This window comes from Pseudomonas sp. JV245A (assembly GCF_032424515.1).
GTDB classification, from domain to species: domain Bacteria; phylum Pseudomonadota; class Gammaproteobacteria; order Pseudomonadales; family Pseudomonadaceae; genus Aquipseudomonas; species Aquipseudomonas protegens.
Window position 1 is genome coordinate 51,836 of record NZ_VYKE01000020.1, and the last position, 19,949, is coordinate 71,784.

The following is a 19,949-nucleotide window of genomic DNA, read 5'->3' on the forward strand; positions in this document are numbered from 1 at the left end:
GGGAGCGGCCTTAATGCTGGTGCACCTGTCCGTACACAATTACGCCATCGTCGAACACCTGGATCTGGAACTCGATCGCGGGATGAGCGTCATTACCGGCGAGACCGGTGCCGGCAAGTCGATCATGCTCGACGCGCTCGGCCTGACCCTGGGTGATCGTGCCGACAGCGGCGTGGTACGCCCCGGAGCCGACAAGGCCGATATCCTCGCCACCTTCGATCTGGCGGATATCCCCGAGGCCCACGCCTGGCTGGCCGAGCGTGACCTGGACACCGACGGCCCGTGCATCCTGCGTCGGGTCATCACGGCAGAAGGACGTTCCCGCGGCTATATCAACGGTACGCCCTGCCCGCTCGGAGACTTGAAAGCCCTGGGCGAACTGCTGATCGATATCCACAGCCAGCATGAACACCAGTCGCTGCTCAAGACCGATACCCATAGGCGCCTGCTGGATGAGTACGCCGGCGCAACCGACCTGGCGCGCCAGGTGCAACTGGCTGCGCAGCGCTGGCGCCAGACCCGCCTGGAGCTGGAGCGCCTGTCCAACTCCGGCGACGAGCAGCGCGCTCGCCATCAACTGCTCAGCTACCAGCTCGAAGAACTGGAAAACCTGGGGCTCGGGGAAAATGAACTCGAACAGCTGGAGCAGGAGCACAAGAACCTGACCAATGCCGAAACCCTGCTGGGCATCTGCCGCCAGGTGGTGGAGCAATGCAGCGAAAGTGATTCAGGCAATGTCCTGAACGCCCTGACTGTCAGCCTCAACCGCCTGTCGAGCATCGGCAACTCCTCGGGCTCCCTGGGCGAGGCCACCAACCTGCTGGCCAGCGCGCAGATCCAGGTCGAAGAGGCCGTGGGCGAGTTGAATCGTTTCCTTGACCACTTCGACGCTGATCCGGCACGCCTGCAACAACTCGAAGAACGCCTCGACGCCATCTATACCCTGGCGCGCAAGCATCGCATCCAGCCCTTCGAACTCGCCGCCATGCAGCAAACCCTGCTGGATGAAATCGAGACTCTGGACGCCAATGACGAATCCATCGAACGGCTGGGCGAAGAGCTGCAATCCTTCGCTCGTCATTATCAGGAGAAAGCCCAGGAACTGAGCCAGTTGCGCGAGCAGGCCGCGACCAGCCTGGCCAGCGCAGTGGAGCAGGAAATCCAGCGCCTGGGCATGCCCGGAGGGCGCTTCACCATCGAACTGCGCGCCAACAGCAGCGATGAACTGCTGCCCAACGGCCTGGAGCAGGTGGAACTGCTGGTCAGTGCCAACCCCGGGCAACCCCTCAAGGCCCTAGCGAAAGTCGCGTCCGGCGGTGAGCTGTCACGTATCAGCCTGGCGATCCAGGTCATCACCGCGCAGACCTCGCGGGTTCCCACATTGGTATTCGACGAAGTCGACGTGGGGATTGGCGGCCCGACAGCCGAGATCGTCGGCCAGCTGCTGCGCCGCCTCGGCGAACGCGGCCAGGTATTGACCGTGACACACCTGCCGCAAGTCGCCGCCCAGGGGCATCAGCATCTGTTCGTGCACAAGGTGCGCGGCAGCGATGCCACTCATACCGCAGTATCCAAGCTGGGCAAGAATGAGAGGGTCGAGGAGGTGGCGCGGATGCTCGGCGGCATCGACCTGACCAAGGAGTCTCTGGCCCACGCCAAGAAAATGGTGGTGACCGCCAAGGCCTGAACCTTCAGCGCTTCTTTTATATAGGCACAAAACACGAAGGCGACCCTAGGGTCGCCTTCGATCGTTTCACGACGATAAACGCCGCGTGAGGGGCTTACTTCTTCTTGCGCACGTACAGCACAAGATTGTGATCCACCAACTCGAAACCGTGCTTTTCGACAATCGCCTTCTGAAGCTTTTCGATTTCTTCGTCGAAGAATTCGATCACTTCACCAGACTCCACGTTGACCATATGGTCGTGGTGACCGCCATCCGCCAGCTCGAATACAGCGTGACCGCCATCAAAATTATGGCGTACCACCAGTCCGGCTGCTTCGAATTGAGTCAGTACACGGTAAACCGTGGCCAGACCCACATCCTCACCAGCTTCCATCAGCGCCTTGTAGACATCCTCGGCGCTCATGTGCCGCTGCTCGGTGGAATCGAGCATTTGTAGAATTTTGACTCGTGGCAGAGTCACTTTGAGGCCGGCTTTACGTAGTTCGCTATTTTCAACCATGGTCAGCTTTCTCGCCGATGCTGCTTCGCAGCTTCTCTTAATGCGGGTATGATCGGGGTTTACGTTGTCCCAGCCAAGATAGTGGAAGTCGCCCACCGATGCAAAACACCAAGCTCTTGCTAACCAGTTTCACCTTCGTGGGACTGCTCGCACTCGCCGGTTGTTCATTCCCCGGGGTTTACAAAATCGACATCCAGCAGGGCAATGTCGTCACGCAGGACATGATAGACCAGTTGCGCCCCGGAATGACCCGACGGCAAGTACGGTTTATCATGGGCAACCCTCTGTTGACCGACACGTTCCATGCCGATCGCTGGGATTATCTCTACAGCCTGCAGCCTGGTGGTGGTGAACGCCAACAGGAACGCGTGAGCCTGATCTTCAACGGCAACGACCAGTTGGTCAGCTTGGCCGGTGACTTCATGCCAGGTGTAAGCCGCGACGAAGCCCTGCTGGGCAAGGACAGCGCCAACACCGTGACAGCGCCTGCCGAGAACGTCGAGAAACCAAAAGCCGAGAAACCAGCCAAGCCTGGCTCGCTGCTCGACCAGATCCAGAAGGACGTGGATGGCGTGAAAACCGTGCCAGTTCCTACGCCTGAACCACTGGATACTTCGCCGGAATAATTTGTGGCGAAATAAAAAAGCCCGGGCATGCCCGGGCTTTTTATTGCCTGTCACCATCAATCACGATTCGCGCTTGCGAGCCTCGGCCGCTTTCGCCGCCCGCAGACGCCGAACCTCTTTCGGATCGGCCAGCAATGGGCGATAGACCTCGATCCGATCCCCCGCCTGAATCACATGCTGTTCAGGGTCACTGACCTGCTTGCCGAAGATCCCCACCGGACAAGCCGCCAGATCCAGTTCGGGAAACTGCTGCCCGATGGCTGAAGCCTGCAAGGCTGCACGCAGCGTCGACCCCTGAGGCACCTGCACACTGATCAACGCCTGGCGATCGACAGCCGCGTAGGCCACCTCAATCGAAATCATCGGCTCAGCCATGCAACTGCTTGGCCCGCTGGCAGAAAGCGTCCACCAGGGTATTCGCCGCCTGGTTGAACAGCGGCCCCAAGGTCGCTCGAACCAAAGGCCCCGCATAATCGAAAGACAGATCAAGGCTGATCTTGCAGGCCTTCTCGCCCAGCGGCTTGAACACCCACACGCCATGCAACTGATTGAATGGCCCCTCCTCCAGATTCATCTCGATCGACTGCCCCGGCACCAGATTGTTGCAGGTAACGAAGCGCTGGCTCATGCCGCCCTTGGCCACCGCCAGGCTCGCGCGCATCCGCTCTTCACTGCTTTCCAGCACCTCGGCCGACGAGCACCAGGGCAGAAACTCCGGGTACCGGGCCACGTCATTGACCAGGTCGTAAAGGAACTGCGCCGGATAGGGCAGAAGGGCCGAACGTTGAATATGGGTCGTCATGTGAGCTTCATTTCCACAACTGGGCGGCAAACACCACAAGAATGCCGACGGGCGCCACATAGCGCATCAAAAACAAGGCCAGAGTGAACAACAGCGGGCTACGTAACGACAGCTCATCACGAACTGCCTCACGGCCCATCACCCAACCTGCAAATACCACGAAGCACAAACCGCCAAGAGGCAACATGATCCGCGAGGTGAAAAAGTCGATCACACCAAAGAAGTCCAGACCGCCGGCCGCGCCCCATTGGTAGAGATGAAAAACGCCGCCTTCGTTCACGAAAAATTTGGCCTGTTGCCAGATGTTGAAAGAGAACACCGTTCCCAATCCCACGAACCAGCAACTGAACGCCAGCCAGAATGTCACCCAGCCGCGGCGGATTTTAGTCCTCTCGACGAGATAAGCCACCATCGGCTCCAACAAGGAAATGGCCGAACTCCAGGCAGCGATCGCCACCAGGATAAAGAACACTACGCCCATAAGCTGGCCGAACGCCACATTCCCGAAGGCAAACGGCAGGCTGATGAACATCAGCCCCGGCCCTTCGCTGGGGTTCAGCCCGGCGGCAAATACAATGGGGAACAGGGCCATCCCAGCCACCAGCGAAACGAAGGTATCCAGCAGCGCCACCCCGACCACGGTGCCGGCCAGGGACGAATGCTTGGGCATGTAGGCGCCGTAGATCATGATCGAGCCCACTCCCACGCTGAGGGAAAAGAACGCGTGCCCCATGGCTGGTAACAGCCCGTCCAGCAAACGCTCCAGGCTGAAGTCGAACATGAAGTGCAGGCCCTGCATGAAATGCCCGGTGGTCATGCTGTAGCCCAGCAGCACCAGCAACATCACGAACAGCAGCGGCATCATGACCCGCAGACTGCGCTCAAGCCCGGCCACCACACCCTTGGCAATCACCAGCGCCGACAACAGCATGAACAGCGTGTGCCACAGGGTCAGGCGCCAGGGGTCGGCCGTCACCGCGGAAAAATAGGCGCCGACCTGATCCGCCGTGACACCCTGAAAATCGCCGCGCCCCATGTCGATGATGTAGTCCAGGGACCAACCACCCACCACGCTATAGAAGGAGAGGATCAGCAGCGCCGTGATCATTCCGGCAAAGGCGCCCCAGGACCACCTGGCCGAATGCCCGGCCTCCAGGGCCAGCACCTTCAGGGCATTCGCCGGGCTTTGCCGCGCGCGGCGGCCAATCAGAGTTTCCGCCAGCATCACCGGCAACCCGATCAGCGCAATACACGCCAGAAACACCAGGACAAAGGCACCACCACCATAGACGCCGACCATGTAGGGGAATTTCCAGATACTCCCCAGGCCCACGGCCGAACCAGTTGCAGCGAGTATAAAGACCCAGCGGCTTGCCCAGCCGCCGTGGACAGAGACCCTGTCTGTCGACATCGTTAACACGCCCAACCGAAAAAAAAGAGCGCGCATTGTCCGGGATTCAATCAACCTGCTCAAGCACGCTGCGTCACCGTAGCCGACGCGCGCGCAACTCCCTATAATGCCGCCCCTATGGCTAAACAGAAGAAACACCCAACAGGGACCATCGCGCAAAATAAAAAGGCGCGTCACGATTACTTCATCGAACATCGGTTCGAGGCTGGCATGGTCCTGGCCGGCTGGGAAGTAAAGAGTCTGCGTGCAGGCAAGGCACAGCTGGTGGACAGTTATGTGCTGCTCAAGGATGGTGAAGCCTGGTTGCTCGGCAGCCACTTCACGCCATTGACCACCGCCAGCACCCACGTCATTGCCGACCCTACGCGCTCGCGCAAGCTGCTGCTCAACCAGCGCGAGCTGGAAAAGCTGTTTGCCGCCGTGCAACAGAAGGGTTATGCCTGCGTATGCCTTTCGCTCTACTGGAGCAAGCACCTGGTCAAGTGTGAGATCGCACTGGGCAAGGGCAAGAAGGAATACGACAAGCGTCATACCGAACGCGAGCGCGATTCCGATCGCGAACTGCAGCGTGCGGTGCGCACCAAGGGCAAGGAAGACTGATCTTCCTGCCTTGAGGTCGCTTTCGCCGGCAAGCCGGCTCCTACAACACCCAGGTAGGAGCCGGCTTGCCGGCGATTTGCATTACATGCCCTTGCGCCGTTCGGCCCGGGCCACTCGCTGCACTTCCTGACGCACTTCTTCGAGCACTTCCTGCACATAGAGAATGTGCCGGCTGGAGATTTCCCGCGCCTCTTCGGCCCGCCCTTCGATAATTGCCTGGTACAGGTCGCGGTGCTGGCTGATCAGCATGTCGCGGGTTTCCGTGCGCTGCTTGTACATGCCACCGATGTTGGTCACCACGTTGCGTTTGAGCAGGTCGAACAGCCCGCGGATGGTGTGCAGCAGCACGGCGTTGTGGCTGGCCTCGGCAATCGCCAAGTGGAACTTGGCATCCGCCGCACCCTCCTCGGCACGACTGACATCGTCGGAGCGGGAATAACAATCCTGCAACTCCTCGAAGGCTTGAGTCAGCCGCTCACGATCCACTGCCGTCGCCCGCAGCGCCGCGTAATAGGCGCAGGAGGCTTCCAGCGTATGCCGGAACTCCAGCAGGTCGCGCTGGGCATCGGTGTTGTTTTCCAGCAGGTGCAGCAGAGGATCGCTGAAGGTCGAGCCCAGGGATTCCACCACGTAGTTGCCACCGCCCTGACGACTGATCAGCAACCCCTTGGCCGTCAATTTCTGGATCGCCTCGCGCAGTGAGGGCCGGGAGACACCAAACTGCTCGGCCAGGGCGCGCTCGGCCGGCAGCCGCTCGCCGGCCGTCAAGGTGCCTTCAAGAATCATCCCTTCCAGACGCTCGACGATATCGTCGGACAAACGGCGCTGGCGTATCTGATCAAACCCCATAACTCACTCTCCACCCTCCCGACCCTTCGCCGGGGGGCTCTATTCTGGCCTATTCATGGCGCGCCAACACCTGTCAGAACACGGCCATTTGCACCGATCAGATGCCCGCGCCATAGCGCATTCGACAAAAGTTTTAGGGCGGCAAATTGACACACCGAGCACAAGGCTTTTACCCTAGCCAACAGCGTTTGTAAATTGGTCTTACCAATTAACCAAGACGCTAGCAGTGCCTGACCAACAACAATTAGGGGCCACCCCATTATGCAAACCTGGCAACAGCTCTATAGCCCGCTTGGCAGCCTCGGCCTGTCCGCCCTCGCCGCCGTCATCCCGATCGTGTTCTTCTTCCTGGCTCTGGCCGTGTTCCGTCTCAAAGGACACGTCGCCGGGAGTATCACCCTGGCCTTGTCGATCCTGGTGGCGATCTTCGCCTTCCAGATGCCCGCCGACATGGCCCTCGCTGCCGCTGGCTATGGATTTGCCTACGGTCTGTGGCCCATCGCCTGGATCATTGTCGCCGCCGTTTTCCTCTACAAGCTGACCGTGAAGAGCGGCCAGTTCGAAATCATCCGCAGCTCGGTGCTGTCGATCACCGACGACCAGCGCCTGCAGGTGCTGCTGATCGGTTTCTGCTTCGGCGCCTTCCTTGAAGGAGCTGCCGGCTTTGGCGCGCCGGTGGCGATCACCGCCGCCCTGCTGGTGGGCCTGGGCTTCAACCCGCTGTACGCCGCCGGCCTGTGCCTGATCGCCAACACCGCGCCAGTGGCCTTCGGCGCCCTGGGGATTCCGATCATCGTCGCCGGCCAAGTGACGGGCATCGACGCCTTCAAGATCGGCGCCATGACCGGCCGCCAGCTGCCGCTGCTGTCGCTCTTCGTGCCGTTCTGGCTGGTGTTCATGATGGACGGCATGCGCGGCGTCAAAGAGACCTGGCCGGCCGCTCTGGTGGCAGGCCTGAGCTTCGCCGTCACCCAGTACTTCACCTCGAACTTCATCGGCCCGGAACTGCCGGACATCACCTCGGCCCTGGCCAGCCTGATCTCCCTGACCCTGTTCCTGAAAATCTGGCAGCCCAAGCGCACCGCCGGCGCGCAGATTGCCGGTGCCACCTCCAGCGCGGCCATCACCGCCAGTGCCGGTGGCTTCGGCCAGCCACGCCAAACCCAGGCCTCACCCTACAGCCTGGGCCAGATCTTCAAGGCCTGGTCGCCGTTCCTGATCCTCACCGTGCTGGTGACCATCTGGACCCTCAAGCCCTTCAAGGCGATGTTCGCTGCCGGCGGCTCGATGTACGGCTGGGTGTTCAACTTCGCCATCCCGCACCTGGATCAGCTGGTGATCAAGATGGCACCGATCGTGACCACGCCAACGGCCATCCCGGCGGTGTTCAAGCTCGACCCGATCTCGGCCACCGGCACGGCGATCTTCTTCTCCGCGCTGATCTCCATGCTGGTACTGAAGATCGACTTCAAAACTGGTCTGACCACTTTGAAAGATACCTTCTACGAGCTGCGCTGGCCGATCCTGTCCATCGGCATGGTGCTGGCGTTCGCCTTCGTCACCAACTACTCGGGCATGTCTTCGACCATGGCCCTGGTGCTGGCAGCGACTGGCGCAGCGTTCCCGTTCTTCTCGCCGTTCCTGGGCTGGCTCGGGGTGTTCCTCACCGGCTCCGATACCTCGTCCAACGCCCTGTTCAGCTCGCTGCAGGCCACCACCGCACACCAGATCGGGGTCAATGACACCCTGCTGGTCGCGGCCAACACCAGCGGCGGCGTAACCGGCAAGATGATCTCGCCGCAATCGATCGCCGTGGCCTGCGCCGCCACCGGCCTGGTGGGCAAGGAATCGGACCTGTTCCGCTTCACCCTCAAGCACAGCCTGTTCTTTGCCACTATTGTCGGTCTGATCACCCTGGCCCAGGCCTACTGGTTCACCGGCATGCTGGTGCACTAAGCAACACCGAAAGAACCGACGCCGCCCTCACCCGCGGCGTCCGCATTCACCACCCGGTCTGCAAGGCTGCTGAAAGCTTGCTGGTTTATCTTTCAGCCGCCGCAACGGACGAATAACCGGGACCACCCGGAGACACGCCTGATGAGCGAGCTTTTCTACAACGCCGTGCCCAATGCGACCCGTGTCGCACCGCCGCTGGCCGAACCCCGGCAGTACCCCAGCGCGAAGCCGTCGCGGGTCTACCTGTTCGGCACTTGTGTGGTCGACCTGTTCTATCCCGAAGCCGGGATGGACGCGATTCACCTGCTGGAGCGCGAAGGCATTCGCGTGGAGTACCCGCAAGGGCAAAGCTGCTGCGGACAACCGGCCTACACCTCGGGTTACACCGAGCAGGCGCGCACCGTGGCCCGCTCGCAACTGGCGCTGTTTGCCGGCGACTATCCGGTGGTGGTGCCGTCGGGTTCCTGCGCAGGCATGCTGCGCGAGCATTACGCGGACTTGTTCAAGGACGAGCCCGAGACGTTGCAACAAGTGCAGGCCCTGGCCGCCCGCACCTATGAACTGGCCGAGTTCCTCCTGCACGTGTGCAGGGTGCAGCTCAAGGACAGTGGCGCTCCGGTCAAGGTGGCCTTGCACACCTCCTGCTCGGCACGCCGGGAAATGAACACCCACCTGCACGGCCGTGAGTTGTTGTCACAGCTGAGCAACGTGGAACGGGTAGAACACAGCCACGAAAGCGAATGCTGTGGCTTTGGCGGGACTTTCAGCGTCCGAATGCCGGACATCTCCGGCGCCATGGTCGCGGACAAGACCCGGGCGCTGAAGGAATCCGGCGCGCATCAGGTACTGAGTGCCGACTGCGGCTGCTTGATGAACATCAACGGCGCGCTGGAGAAACAACAAGAGGCATTGCGCGGCCAACACCTGGCGAGTTTCCTCTGGCAACGTACTGGAGGTGCACAATGAGCACCCCCGAGCTGATTCCGACCACCAACGTGGCGGACGATTTCCGAACCCGGGCCCACGAAGCCCTGGGGGACAAACAACTGCGAAACAACTTTCGCAGCGCCATGGACTCACTCATGGCCAAGCGTGCGGCCTCGTTCAGCGATGCCCACGAAAGAGAACACCTACGCGCCCTGGGCAACGCGATTCGCGCCCGGGCGTTATCCAAGCTGCCCGACCTGCTCGAGCGCCTGGAACAGAACCTGACCCGCAACGGTGTGACAGTGCACTGGGCGGAAACGGTGGACGAGGCCAATGGCATCGTCCTCTCGATCATCCGCGCTCACGAGGCGCGGCAAGTGATCAAGGGCAAATCGATGGTCAGCGAAGAGATGGAAATGAACCATGTCCTCGCTGAACAAGGCATTGAATGCCTTGAGTCGGACATGGGCGAGTTCATCGTCCAGCTCGACCACGAGAAGCCTTCACACATCATTATGCCGGCGATCCACAAGAATGCCGGTCAGGTCGCGTCCTTGTTCCACGACAAACTCGGCGTGGAGTACACCAAGGACGTTGACCAACTCATTCAGATCGGTCGCAAGGTCTTGCGGCAGAAATTCTTCGAAGCCGATATCGGCGTCTCCGGCGTCAACTTCGCCGTGGCCGAGACCGGCACCCTGCTGCTGGTGGAAAACGAAGGCAACGGGCGCATGTCCACCACCGTGCCGCCAGTGCACATCGCCGTCACCGGGATCGAGAAAGTCGTCGAGAACCTGCGGGACGTGGTGCCGCTGCTGTCGCTGCTGACCCGCTCGGCCCTGGGCCAGCCCATCACCACCTACGTCAACATGATCTCCGGCCCGCGCAAAGAGCATGAGCTGGACGGCCCCCAGGAAGTGCACTTGGTGCTGCTGGACAACGGCCGCAGCCAGGCCTTTGCCGATAGCGAACTGCGCCAGACCCTGAACTGCATCCGCTGCGGCGCCTGCATGAACCACTGCCCGGTCTACACCCGGGTCGGCGGCCACACTTATGGCGAGGTCTACCCGGGGCCGATCGGCAAGATCATCACCCCGCACATGGTCGGTCTGGCCAAGGTGCCGGATCACCCCAGCGCCTCGTCGCTGTGCGGCGCCTGTGGCGAAGTCTGCCCGGTGAAGATCCCGATCCCGGCGCTGCTGCGGCGCCTGCGGGAAGAAAACGTCAAGGCCCCGGACAGCCCCCATCAAGTGATGCGCGGCCAGGGCAGCAAGTACTCGCGCAAGGAACGTTTCATCTGGAACGCCTGGGCCCGCCTCAACAGCTCGCCGACCCTGTATCGCCTGTTCACCCTGGCCGCCACCCGGCTGCGCGCCCTCACCCCGAGCAAGGTCGGCCCCTGGACGCAGAACCACAGTGCGCCAAAACCCGCCGCCCGGTCGCTGCATGATCTGGCCCGTGAGCACCTGGACAAGCAGGGAGACCGCTGATGAGCGCGAAACACAACATCCTCGCCAAGCTGCGCAACAGCCTGAGCGGCACCACGCCGATTGTGGATAACTTCGACGAGGCGCTGGTCACCGAGCCTTACAGCTACAGCGCGGAACAACGCATCCCGCAACTGCGCAAACAGATGGAAGCAGTGCACACCGAAATCCACCTGAGCACCGGCGCCGGTTGGCCCGAACTGCTGGCCCGCCTGCTGCAGGAACGCCAGTTGCCCAGCCTGCTGATCGCCCCCGGCACGCCCCACGGCCAGCGGGTCACCCAGTACTGGGCCGAGCGGCCGCAACTGCCGGCGCTCAAGGCCTACGACCGCCCGGTGGAAGAATGGAAAGCCGAGCTGTTCAACGACACCCCGGCCAGCCTCACGACCACCCTGGGCGCCATCGCCGCCACCGGCAGCCTGATCCTCTGGCCGACCCGGGAAGAGCCGCGGCTGATGAGCCTGGTGCCGCCGGTGCATTTCGCCCTGCTCAAGGCCAGCGAGATCCGCGACAACTTCTATCAGGTGCAGCAACAGATGAACTGGGCCGCCGGCATGCCGACCAACGCGCTGCTGGTGTCCGGCCCGTCGAAGACCGCTGATATCGAGCAAGTCCTGGCTTACGGCGCCCACGGCCCGAAAGACCTGGTGGTGCTGATCCTGGAGGACCAATGAGCCTACCGGCCGCTTTTCTGCGTGATGCCCAGCAACTGATTCCCCAGGAGCGGCGCTTCGACGACCCGCTCTCGACCCTGGCCTTCGGCACCGACGCCAGCTTCTACCGGCTGATCCCCAAGCTGGTGATCCGCGTCGAGTCCGAGGACGAAGTGGTCGCCCTGCTCCAGCTGGCCCAGCGCGACCGGGTGCCGGTGACCTTCCGTGCGGCGGGCACCAGCCTTTCCGGGCAGGCCATCAGCGACTCGGTGCTGATCGTTCTGGGGGATAACTGGAACGGCAAGGAGATTCGCCACCAGGGTACGCAGATTCGTCTGCAGCCTGGTGTGATCGGCGCCCAGGCCAATGCCTGGCTGGCACCTTTCGGGCGCAAGATCGGCCCCGATCCGGCCTCGATCAACGCCTGCAAGATCGGTGGCATCGTCGCCAACAATGCCAGCGGCATGTGCTGCGGTACCGCGCAGAACACCTATCACACCCTGGCCGGCATTCGCCTGGTACTGGCCGATGGCACGCGTCTGGATACCGAGGATGAGGCCAGCATCGCCGCCTTCCGCGCCAGCCATGGTCCGCTGCTGGAGCGCCTGGCCGAGCTGGGCCGCAGCACCCGCGCCAACAGCGAACTGGCGGCGAAGATCCGCCACAAATACCGGCTGAAAAACACCACCGGCCTGTCCCTCAATGCCCTGGTGGATTTCGACGAGCCGCTGGACATCCTCAGCCACCTGCTGGTGGGCTCCGAAGGTACCCTGGGCTTTATCAGCGCGGTGACCTACGACACGGTGATCGACCACCCGAACAAGGCCTCGGCGCTGATCGTCTTTCCCGATGTGGAAACCTGCTGCAACGCGGTGACCGTGCTCAAGAGCCAGCCGGTGTCGGCGGTGGAACTGCTGGACCGCCGCAGCCTGCGCTCGGTGCAGGACAAGCCCGGCATGCCAGCCTTCGTCCAGCAACTCTCGGCCAATGCCTGCGCGCTGCTGATCGAGTCCCGCGCCGCATCCTCGTCTCTGCTGCACGAGCAACTGGCGCAGATCATGAGTTCCCTGGCCGCCTTCCCGGTGGAAAAGCAGGTGGACTTCACTGAAGACCCGCAGGAAAACGCCAAGCTCTGGGCGATCCGCAAGGACACCTTCCCGGCGGTGGGCGCGGTGCGCAAGACCGGCACCACGGTGATCATCGAAGACGTGACCTTCCCCGTGGAACAGCTGGCCATCGGCGTCAATCGCCTGATCGAGCTGTTCGACAAGCACCACTACGACGAAGCGATCCTGTTCGGCCACGCCCTGGAGGGCAACCTGCACTTCGTCTTCACCCAGGGCTTCAACAGCAGCGAGGAAGTGAACCGCTACCAGGCGTTCATGGACGACGTGGCGCAACTGGTGGCGGTGGAATTCGGCGGTTCGCTGAAGGCCGAGCACGGCACCGGGCGCAACATGGCACCCTTCGTCGAGCTGGAATGGGGCAGCGATGCCTACCAGCTGATGTGGCAGCTCAAGCGCCTGCTGGACCCCAACAACATCCTCAACCCGGACGTGGTACTCAGCGAAGACCCGCAGATCCACCTCAAGCACCTCAAGCCACTGCCGGCGGCCGACGAGATTGTGGATAAGTGCATCGAGTGCGGCTTCTGCGAGCCGGTGTGCCCGTCCAAGGGGCTGACCCTGAGCCCGCGCCAGCGCATCGTCATCTGGCGTGATATCCAGGCACGCAAACGGGCCGGCATCGACACCACGGAACTGGAAGCGGCCTATCAGTACCAGGGCATCGACACCTGCGCCGCCACCGGCCTGTGCGCCCAGCGCTGCCCGGTGGGTATCAACACCGGCGAGCTGGTGAAGAAACTGCGCAGTGAACACGCCACCCATAACGGCACCGCCGACTGGCTCGGCTCGCACTTCGCCACCACCTTGCAGGGCGCCCGCTTCACCCTGCACGTGGCCAACGGTGCGCGCATGCTCCTGGGCGCGCCGCGCCTGAGCAAGCTGTCGGCGAGCCTGACGCGTCTGTCCAAAGGCCAGGTGCCGCAGTGGAGCAGCGCCATGCCCCAGCCGGAAAAGGCCATCCGCTTCAGCCCGAGCGTCAGCGACGCGCGTCCGCGGGTGGTTTACCTGGCAGCCTGTGTGTCCCGGGTCATGGGGCCAGCGGCGGGCGACAAGGAGCAAAGCTCACTCTACGAGAAAACCCGCGGCCTGCTGGAAAAGGCCGGCTATCAAGTTGTGCTGCCGGACAACCTGGACAACCTGTGCTGCGGCCAGCCGTTCGCCTCCAAGGGCTACGCCACCCAGGCCGAGGACAAGCGCCAGGAACTGATCGGCGCCCTGCTCCACGCCAGCCGGGGCGGCCTCGACCCGATCTACTGCGACACCAGCCCTTGCACCCTGCGCCTGGTGCAGGACCTGGGGGACGTGCGCCTGGACCTCTACGACCCGGTGCGCTTCATCCGCACCCACCTGCTGGAGCGCCTGGAGTTCACGCCGCAGGAAGCGCCGATCGCGGTGCACGTCACCTGCAGCACCCAGCACCTGGGCGAGAGCCAGGCGCTGATCGAACTGGCCCGGCGTTGCAGCAACAACGTGGTGATCCCCGAAGGCATCCATTGCTGTGGTTTCGCCGGCGACAAGGGTTTCACCACCCCGGAACTCAATGCCCACTCCCTACGCAGCCTCAAGGACGCGGTGCAGTATTGCAGCGAAGGCATCTCCACCAGCCGCACCTGTGAAATCGGCCTCAGCCAGCATGGCGGGATCGACTATCACGGGCTGGTCTACCTGGTGGATCGGGTCACCCGGGCCAAGGCGGTCTGAGCCATCGAATCGCGCAACCAAGGGGCGTTTTCGCCCCTTTTTTGTGCCTGGCGGAAGACGCCCCTGGCTTTTTCATTTCTTCGAAAAAAAAACAGAACCCCAGAGCGCGGCTACAGTCCATTTTCTAGGCCCGCAAAAAAGGGCTTAGCCCACTCGGCAGCCGGCCCTGTTGACCGGCAACACCGAGCCCCTGCGATCAAGGAGATAACCATGAAGCGTTCCGCACTGGCTGGACTGTTCATTACCGCCGCGATGCTGGCCTCCCCGGTGTTTGCCGCCGGGCAAGAGGACCTGTGCCAGATCAACCTGCAAAAAATCAAGGATGCCAAGGTCAGCACCGAAGCCATGAGCTCGGACCTGAGCAGCGACATCGACGCCAAGGTCCAGCAAGCCACCGCCGAACACGCCAAAGGCACCGAGGAAGGCACCAAGAACTGCATCTCCCTGACCACCCAGGCCATCCAGCAATTGCAGAACAACACCAAGGGCGATCAGTAGGCCGATGCATTGGGCCAACCTTCGGGTTGGCCTTCTGGCCTCGGTTAGCGTAGAATCCGCCCACCTGTTGGTAATGCACAACAGGTTCGGGGCCGTTTAGGATTCGACGCCGGTTGCGAAACTTTAGGTGCATGCCGAGTTGGTAACAGAACTCGTAAATCCACTGTTGCAACTTCCTATAGTTGCCAATGACGAAACCTACGGGGATTACGCTCTCGCTGCGTAAGCAGCCTTAGCCCTTCCCCCCTGGTACCTTCGGGTCCAGCAATCATCAGGGGATGTCTGTAAACCCAAAATGATTGTCATATAGAACAGAATCGCCGTGCAGTACGTTGTGGACGAAGCGGCTAAAACTTACACAACTCGCCCAAAGCACCCTGCCCGTCGGGTCGCTGAGGGTTAACTCAATAGACACGGCTAAGCATGTAGTACCGACAGCGGAGTACTGGCGGACGGGGGTTCAAATCCCCCCGGCTCCACCAAATGAAGCAGTACAAAAAAGGCACTTGGCGATCATCGCAAGTGCCTTTTTTATGCCTGAATGGATTGTTTTGGCTGGGTAATGCCAGCTTTATGGCTGCTCGACAAGCAGACAACGGACATCAATCTGGAGAAGTCGTAATGCACTCGGAACCCTTCGACATAGTTTTTGCCAGACGCCGATTGAACTTTGACGACGACAGCACCCGCTCCCACTTTATAGAGACACCGCCCAAGGTCGGTGACTCACTGATAATTTACATGGGGCAGGGTCACATGAACCATTACACATTGGCGCGGGTCAGCAGCGTTCGACTCACCAAGAAAGGGAGCCCGTCAAAAATATATCTTGATAAAAGCGGATCATTGGGTGGCGGGTGTGCTTTCTGGATCAGTGGTAAGAACTACGCCGAACCCACGGGGCAAACAAAGTTAATTCCATTGGTTCCGGCGGTAGCCAGCCTGTTGAGCCATGATCATGACATCATCCTGGACGACGAGAAGTTGCGCTGCCTGCTAAGCGCCGAATGATCCGGTGCAGGAGCTCTGCCAGCAGCGCACGCACCTTTAGCTCCAGGCTGTTGGTCTTCTTGCGAACTTCAGGCTCTCGGGATACACACCCGACCAATAGCGCCACTATTCCCACCAGCAACCACTTCATAACCCCAGCCCCTGATCAATGATAGATTTGGCGACCGGTGCCAGCTCACCGCCAATACGCTCCTACAGCAGTCGATTCGCAGCCGAGTAGTCGTGCTGGGCCAGCTCCTTGGCGTCAGCCTGGGCCTGAGCGGCGCGACACTCGCGCTCATGGCTAGCCAGCACCAACTCGCCAAGCTTCCTGCCTTGTTCGCCCGCCAAAGCCTCCAGGTTGTCGCGACCGGCCTTTACCGTGGCCAGATCCGTCTGGGCTGTGTCGTGTAGCGGCCGGTAATGCCTTGAGGCCAGGCACCCATGACGGCGCCGACTACCAACACCAAGACGACGGCCAGCAGAATGCCAACCACCCACCAGGCCCCGGCGCTCACTTTAAAGCACTGCGCAGGCCTTCCTCGAACACAGCATCTGTGTAGGGGTTGCCACCGTTCTCATGCACGATAATCCTGAGCATCAGCAAGCGCAGTGTGCCGGGTTGTTGATGTCGATCGCGTCGTTTGGAAGAGAAGCGAAAGCACATTTCCAGCAGCACCCTCGACGGCTACCGAAAGCTGGTTGAGCTCATGTTGGTTCCTGCGCTTGGCGACAAGATGGTGGTCGACCTGAAAAGAAAGGACGTGCGTGACTGGCTGGCCACCCTGGAGGTCAGCAACAAGACGTTCAGCAATATACAGAGCTGCCTGTGATCGGCACTCGACGATGCAACCGATGAGGAGCTGATCGAGGTAAACCCGCTGGCGGGCTGGACCTACTCGCTCAAGGAAGGATGATGTAGCCCTAGAGAGCAGCAGGCAGTGCTGGGCGCCCTCTCCGACCAGACTCGCAACATAATGCATGTTCGCTTTGTGGACAGTCCTGCGCACCAGTGAACTAGTTGCGCTGGACTGGGGCGATATCGACTAGCTACGCGAGAAGGTTATGGTGAGCCGGGCAATTACCCTGGCCAGCAAGGGCAAGGTCGAGACAACGAAGACGGCAGCAGGGCGCCGAAGCGTGAAGCGGCTAAGGCCTGCAATGGAGGCATTGAAGGCTCAGACGTGCTTGGCTGACGCCGAAGTCTTCCAGAACCCGCGCACGCTAGAGCGCTGGGCAGGTGATGGGCCGCTCAGGAAAACGATGTGGGTGGCCAAGCGAATGGGACATACCGATTAGTCTATGGTCGGTGGATGCCTCTGCTGGCGATAACTCGGGCCATCGAGCAGAGGTTCTGTTTGGATTCGACTCTGATCGGAAAGCCGACTGTAAAGATAGCGCATAGCCACCACCAATGATAAGTTGAGGCAAATCACCTAAAAGGACTTTTGGAAATGCTTCAGAGTGGCTACATTAATTTTTTCAGTGTGAATAAATGCGGACTCTATCGTCACTTCAGTGAAAGCCCAAACGGTTTGGACCTAGCCGAAACATTCACCAAGCTTAAGAGCTGGAAAGAAGATCGAAACTTCGAAGCAACAAATCCATGGGACGCCTCAAAGAAAAAAAACAAGACGCACTGTTATTGCCATGCAATTCACCATGACACTAGTAACGGGGACTTCTTCCTAGTGTTGTGGAAAGGAGATTCAGATCGCCACGGCCCGCTGTATGGCATCACGATAAATCCTGATGGATCCATCGAACAGGTCGTTGAACAAACAAAGACAAAAGGCAACAAACAGATGATCTGGGGGCGCCCGTGTTACTACTGGGTGATCCCCGAACTCAACATTGTGGCTTCTATAAAGTTCGATAACTCCAGAACAGATTCAGCTATGTTCCAGGACTGGGTGAGTGGCTGCATGAACTTCCGAGTACCATTACCTGAATATGTCGCAACCACAACCGAGAAGGGTTTTACCCGCTTCGAGATAGCAGACGATAAATTCAAATACTATTTTCAATTTGATGTATCAATGAAATCTCTTTCTACGTCCTCTGCAGAAATGCAAAACTTGGCGAGAAAAGTAACTCAAATAGTAAGACGCGAAACCGTATCCATCAAAGAAGTAAACAAACGAAAGGGCTTCGCGAAAATCTTTAAAAACTTTGAAGTTCCTTATATATCTGCTGAAGATAACTCAATTCGCCAAGTAGAACTACGCGTAGAAGCAAAGCCCACTGTCGAAGAACTTGAGCACATAATCGAGACCTATGCCGCAGACCATGACACCAAGTCTTGGGAGGACGTAGGCTTTGTGCTTGACAAGTCAAACTCTATTGTTTGGGCCAGCAAATATCGACTGACAGATCACATCTCTCTGGATGATAACAACCAACCGGTTTTCAACGCCGACGAGATCTATGCTAGAGTTAAGGAAAATAGAGACAGATACTTAGGCCCAATCAGGAAAGACATGTTGAAAAAACAGGTCACAGCGAATGGTTAGATTATTAATAATGGTTATAACGGCCACCATAATAGGTGTAGCCGTATATTTTCAGGAGTTGAAGTTTAGTTACTCTGACTTCAAGGATTACTGCAATACACTTTTATCCATCTCGGGGATGGTCTTCACGATCATGGGAATATGGATAGCGTTTGTCTACCCAAACGCGATTAAAAGGCTGCAAGACCCTGACAAAATAAAAATCGCTGACTTTACGGCCACAATGCAAGACACTCGACGACTTGAAAGTATTGTCGGCAGTATCATGGAGTCAGGAGCCGTTGCAATATCAATAACGCTAATATACCTAGGCAAGCTTTTGATTACAGGACTTCCTGCTTACTTGGAGTACCGTGATGCAGTGAGAGCCGCCAGCGTTGCAGTAATAATGTTCCTCACCTTCGTCCAATGCTCTGCTGTGTTCAGCGTGATTTATGCTAACTACCTCTTTATAGATGACCTGCACACCCGAAGGGAAGCGCAAGAACGAAACGCCGACATTCGTTAATGACAGCTTCTTCTTTGGATGCAGCGAAACAAAAGGGTCAGACGCGGGTTCCCCCGGCCCACCAAACGAAGCACCAACAAAGCCCGCCTTGTGCGGGCTTTGTTGTTTCTGGCCTTAACGTTCCGCCACCATCGCCAACCACCACCTCCCCGCACTCACAGACCACGCCTTCGTTCCCCCGAAGCAGCGTTAAGTCTCTTTCTATTGTGCGAACTTTCCTAGAAACTCCTAGCCGCTTGCGCCTGGTGTACCCGCTGGCTAGCCTCGATCCGTCACTGCACATTACAGTGACCGGGTTTAGCAGCCCGCAATCGATTAGGCGCACAGCGCCGCCATCTACGTGGCGCTTTTTTTGGGCTCCGCTTTATGGCGGCCGTGCGCAGGGCACCTTCGGGTGCGCCGGGTTCCTAATCGACCGGTACTGCTAACCTGCGAACGGCCGCCACCCTATCGTTTAGCAGCGACGGTGAAGGCTCCTACCATCGATTAGGAGTTACGCCATGAAAAAGCTCGTCCCCGATCCTCCCCACACTGCAGCCCAGCGCGGCAGAAACCCCGAGCACGATCTGGCCAACCAGCAGGTCCGGCAAAAACTGTCACTTCAGCCTGCCGATGCCTCTCTGATCCAGTCACTGAAAAAAACCATCAGCACCCCAGTAAGTCGCGACTCCTTGTTCTCGGTACGCGGCGGCATCAGCGCCGAAGAAGCCCTGCTCCACGTCTCCCTGCTGCTGAAAAGCGCCGAAGAAGTCTCCGATGAAATCACCGAGCGCGGCAGCGGCATCGAGCGCGGCCTGATCTGGTCCCTGGTGCACTCGGTGGAGATGGCCCGGGCCGTGGTGGATGCCCTGCTCGATGGCAGTCGCCACAGGCCATCGCTGAAGTAGAACGCGCCACGAATGCACGGCGCGGCAGCACAATCCGCCGCGCTGTTGCTTGATGATCAGGGGCTTCAGCGCTCCGACATCACCACCATCACCTCCGCATCCTCCTCCCCTTCCGCCAGGTAGATATGGCCGACACTGCTGTTGAAGTAGGCCGTCTCCTGTGGGCCAATGCTCACCGCTTCCCCGGTCTTGAACTGAATCCGCACGCGGCCCGACAGCACCAGGGCG

20 protein-coding genes and 1 other RNA gene are annotated in these 19,949 nt (G+C 59.9%); 15 read left to right on the forward strand and 6 right to left on the reverse strand.

Annotated elements, in window-relative coordinates; translation table 11 throughout:
* Positions 1-13 precede the first annotated feature (13 nt).
* The gene (recN, locus tag F6S12_RS08770; protein ID WP_053149013.1) at positions 14-1,687 is read left to right on the forward strand and encodes a DNA repair protein RecN; all 1,674 of its coding nucleotides are present in this window, start codon (positions 14-16) and stop codon (positions 1,685-1,687) included.
* A gap of 94 nt (positions 1,688-1,781) precedes the next feature.
* Here the strand turns inward: recN and fur are convergent, their stop codons facing one another.
* Positions 1,782-2,186, reverse strand: a complete 405-nt coding sequence (gene fur, locus F6S12_RS08775; RefSeq protein WP_011059185.1) for a ferric iron uptake transcriptional regulator — start codon at positions 2,184-2,186, stop codon at positions 1,782-1,784.
* A 98-nt stretch (positions 2,187-2,284) separates the two neighbouring features.
* Here fur and F6S12_RS08780 point away from each other — a divergent pair, with 98 nt between their 5' ends.
* Positions 2,285-2,812: an outer membrane protein assembly factor BamE gene (locus F6S12_RS08780; protein WP_011059184.1), complete on the forward strand. Its 528-nt coding sequence runs from the start codon at positions 2,285-2,287 to the stop codon at positions 2,810-2,812.
* A gap of 60 nt (positions 2,813-2,872) precedes the next feature.
* Here F6S12_RS08780 and F6S12_RS08785 read toward each other — a convergent pair whose 3' ends face one another.
* From F6S12_RS08785 to F6S12_RS08795, 3 genes are read right to left on the reverse strand one after another with little or no spacing between them, the layout of a single operon-like run.
* A complete protein-coding gene (locus F6S12_RS08785) occupies positions 2,873-3,187 on the reverse strand; it encodes an RnfH family protein (RefSeq protein ID WP_053149012.1) in 315 nt (104 codons plus the stop codon).
* Positions 3,180-3,614 carry a type II toxin-antitoxin system RatA family toxin gene (locus tag F6S12_RS08790; protein WP_011059182.1) on the reverse strand — a complete coding sequence of 145 codons (435 nt, stop codon included), beginning with the start codon at positions 3,612-3,614 and terminating at the stop codon, positions 3,180-3,182. The genes F6S12_RS08785 and F6S12_RS08790 overlap by 8 nt, the downstream gene beginning before the upstream one ends.
* A gap of 7 nt (positions 3,615-3,621) precedes the next feature.
* On the reverse strand, positions 3,622-5,025 hold the full coding sequence (locus F6S12_RS08795) for a sodium-dependent transporter (RefSeq protein WP_161467229.1): 1,404 nt from the start codon (positions 5,023-5,025) through the stop codon (positions 3,622-3,624).
* Between the two features lie 117 nt (positions 5,026-5,142).
* On the opposite strand from F6S12_RS08795, the gene smpB reads away from it, so the two are divergent.
* Positions 5,143-5,625: an SsrA-binding protein SmpB gene (smpB, locus tag F6S12_RS08800; RefSeq protein ID WP_011059180.1), complete on the forward strand. Its 483-nt coding sequence runs from the start codon at positions 5,143-5,145 to the stop codon at positions 5,623-5,625.
* A gap of 81 nt (positions 5,626-5,706) precedes the next feature.
* Here smpB and F6S12_RS08805 read toward each other — a convergent pair whose 3' ends face one another.
* Positions 5,707-6,474 carry an FCD domain-containing protein gene (locus F6S12_RS08805; RefSeq protein WP_072451306.1) on the reverse strand — a complete coding sequence of 256 codons (768 nt, stop codon included), beginning with the start codon at positions 6,472-6,474 and terminating at the stop codon, positions 5,707-5,709.
* Between the two features lie 261 nt (positions 6,475-6,735).
* Here F6S12_RS08805 and F6S12_RS08810 point away from each other — a divergent pair, with 261 nt between their 5' ends.
* The 12 genes from F6S12_RS08810 to F6S12_RS08865 all read left to right on the forward strand — a co-directional run bounded on the left by F6S12_RS08810 (position 6,736) and on the right by F6S12_RS08865 (position 19,721).
* On the forward strand, positions 6,736-8,430 hold the full coding sequence (locus tag F6S12_RS08810) for a lactate permease LctP family transporter (protein WP_315868846.1): 1,695 nt from the start codon (positions 6,736-6,738) through the stop codon (positions 8,428-8,430).
* Between the two features lie 141 nt (positions 8,431-8,571).
* Positions 8,572-9,396, forward strand: coding sequence for a (Fe-S)-binding protein (locus F6S12_RS08815; RefSeq protein ID WP_315868847.1), 825 nt, complete (start codon positions 8,572-8,574; stop codon positions 9,394-9,396).
* Positions 9,393-10,847, forward strand: a complete 1,455-nt coding sequence (locus F6S12_RS08820) for a LutB/LldF family L-lactate oxidation iron-sulfur protein (protein ID WP_102878319.1) — start codon at positions 9,393-9,395, stop codon at positions 10,845-10,847. Before F6S12_RS08815 ends, F6S12_RS08820 begins: the two co-directional genes overlap by 4 nt.
* Positions 10,847-11,518: a lactate utilization protein C gene (locus F6S12_RS08825; RefSeq protein ID WP_072451309.1), complete on the forward strand. Its 672-nt coding sequence runs from the start codon at positions 10,847-10,849 to the stop codon at positions 11,516-11,518. Before F6S12_RS08820 ends, F6S12_RS08825 begins: the two co-directional genes overlap by 1 nt.
* Positions 11,515-14,325 (forward strand): FAD-binding and (Fe-S)-binding domain-containing protein, encoded by a 2,811-nt coding sequence (locus F6S12_RS08830; protein ID WP_315868848.1) that lies wholly within the window; start codon positions 11,515-11,517, stop codon positions 14,323-14,325. The genes F6S12_RS08825 and F6S12_RS08830 overlap by 4 nt, the downstream gene beginning before the upstream one ends.
* A 210-nt stretch (positions 14,326-14,535) precedes the next feature.
* Positions 14,536-14,823 carry a hypothetical protein gene (locus tag F6S12_RS08835; RefSeq protein ID WP_015634102.1) on the forward strand — a complete coding sequence of 96 codons (288 nt, stop codon included), beginning with the start codon at positions 14,536-14,538 and terminating at the stop codon, positions 14,821-14,823.
* An 88-nt stretch (positions 14,824-14,911) separates the two neighbouring features.
* Positions 14,912-15,305: a transfer-messenger RNA gene (ssrA, locus tag F6S12_RS08840) on the forward strand.
* Between the two features lies 1 nt (position 15,306).
* Positions 15,307-15,834 (forward strand): hypothetical protein, encoded by a 528-nt coding sequence (locus tag F6S12_RS08845; protein WP_183001325.1) that lies wholly within the window; start codon positions 15,307-15,309, stop codon positions 15,832-15,834.
* Between the two features lie 623 nt (positions 15,835-16,457).
* Complete coding sequence (locus tag F6S12_RS08850) at positions 16,458-16,646, forward strand: N-terminal phage integrase SAM-like domain-containing protein (protein WP_259652355.1); 189 nt, start codon at positions 16,458-16,460, stop codon at positions 16,644-16,646.
* 621 nt (positions 16,647-17,267) lie between these two features.
* On the forward strand, positions 17,268-18,326 hold the full coding sequence (locus F6S12_RS08855; protein WP_315868849.1) for a hypothetical protein: 1,059 nt from the start codon (positions 17,268-17,270) through the stop codon (positions 18,324-18,326).
* A complete protein-coding gene (locus tag F6S12_RS08860) occupies positions 18,319-18,834 on the forward strand; it encodes a hypothetical protein (RefSeq protein WP_183001323.1) in 516 nt (171 codons plus the stop codon). Before F6S12_RS08855 ends, F6S12_RS08860 begins: the two co-directional genes overlap by 8 nt.
* A 500-nt stretch (positions 18,835-19,334) precedes the next feature.
* On the forward strand, positions 19,335-19,721 hold the full coding sequence (locus F6S12_RS08865) for a DUF6124 family protein (RefSeq protein ID WP_183001322.1): 387 nt from the start codon (positions 19,335-19,337) through the stop codon (positions 19,719-19,721).
* Between the two features lie 65 nt (positions 19,722-19,786).
* On the opposite strand, the gene F6S12_RS08870 is transcribed toward F6S12_RS08865, so the two are convergent.
* The coding region (locus tag F6S12_RS08870) for a cupin domain-containing protein (protein ID WP_315868850.1) at positions 19,787-19,949 on the reverse strand (163 nt) is incomplete at its 5' end.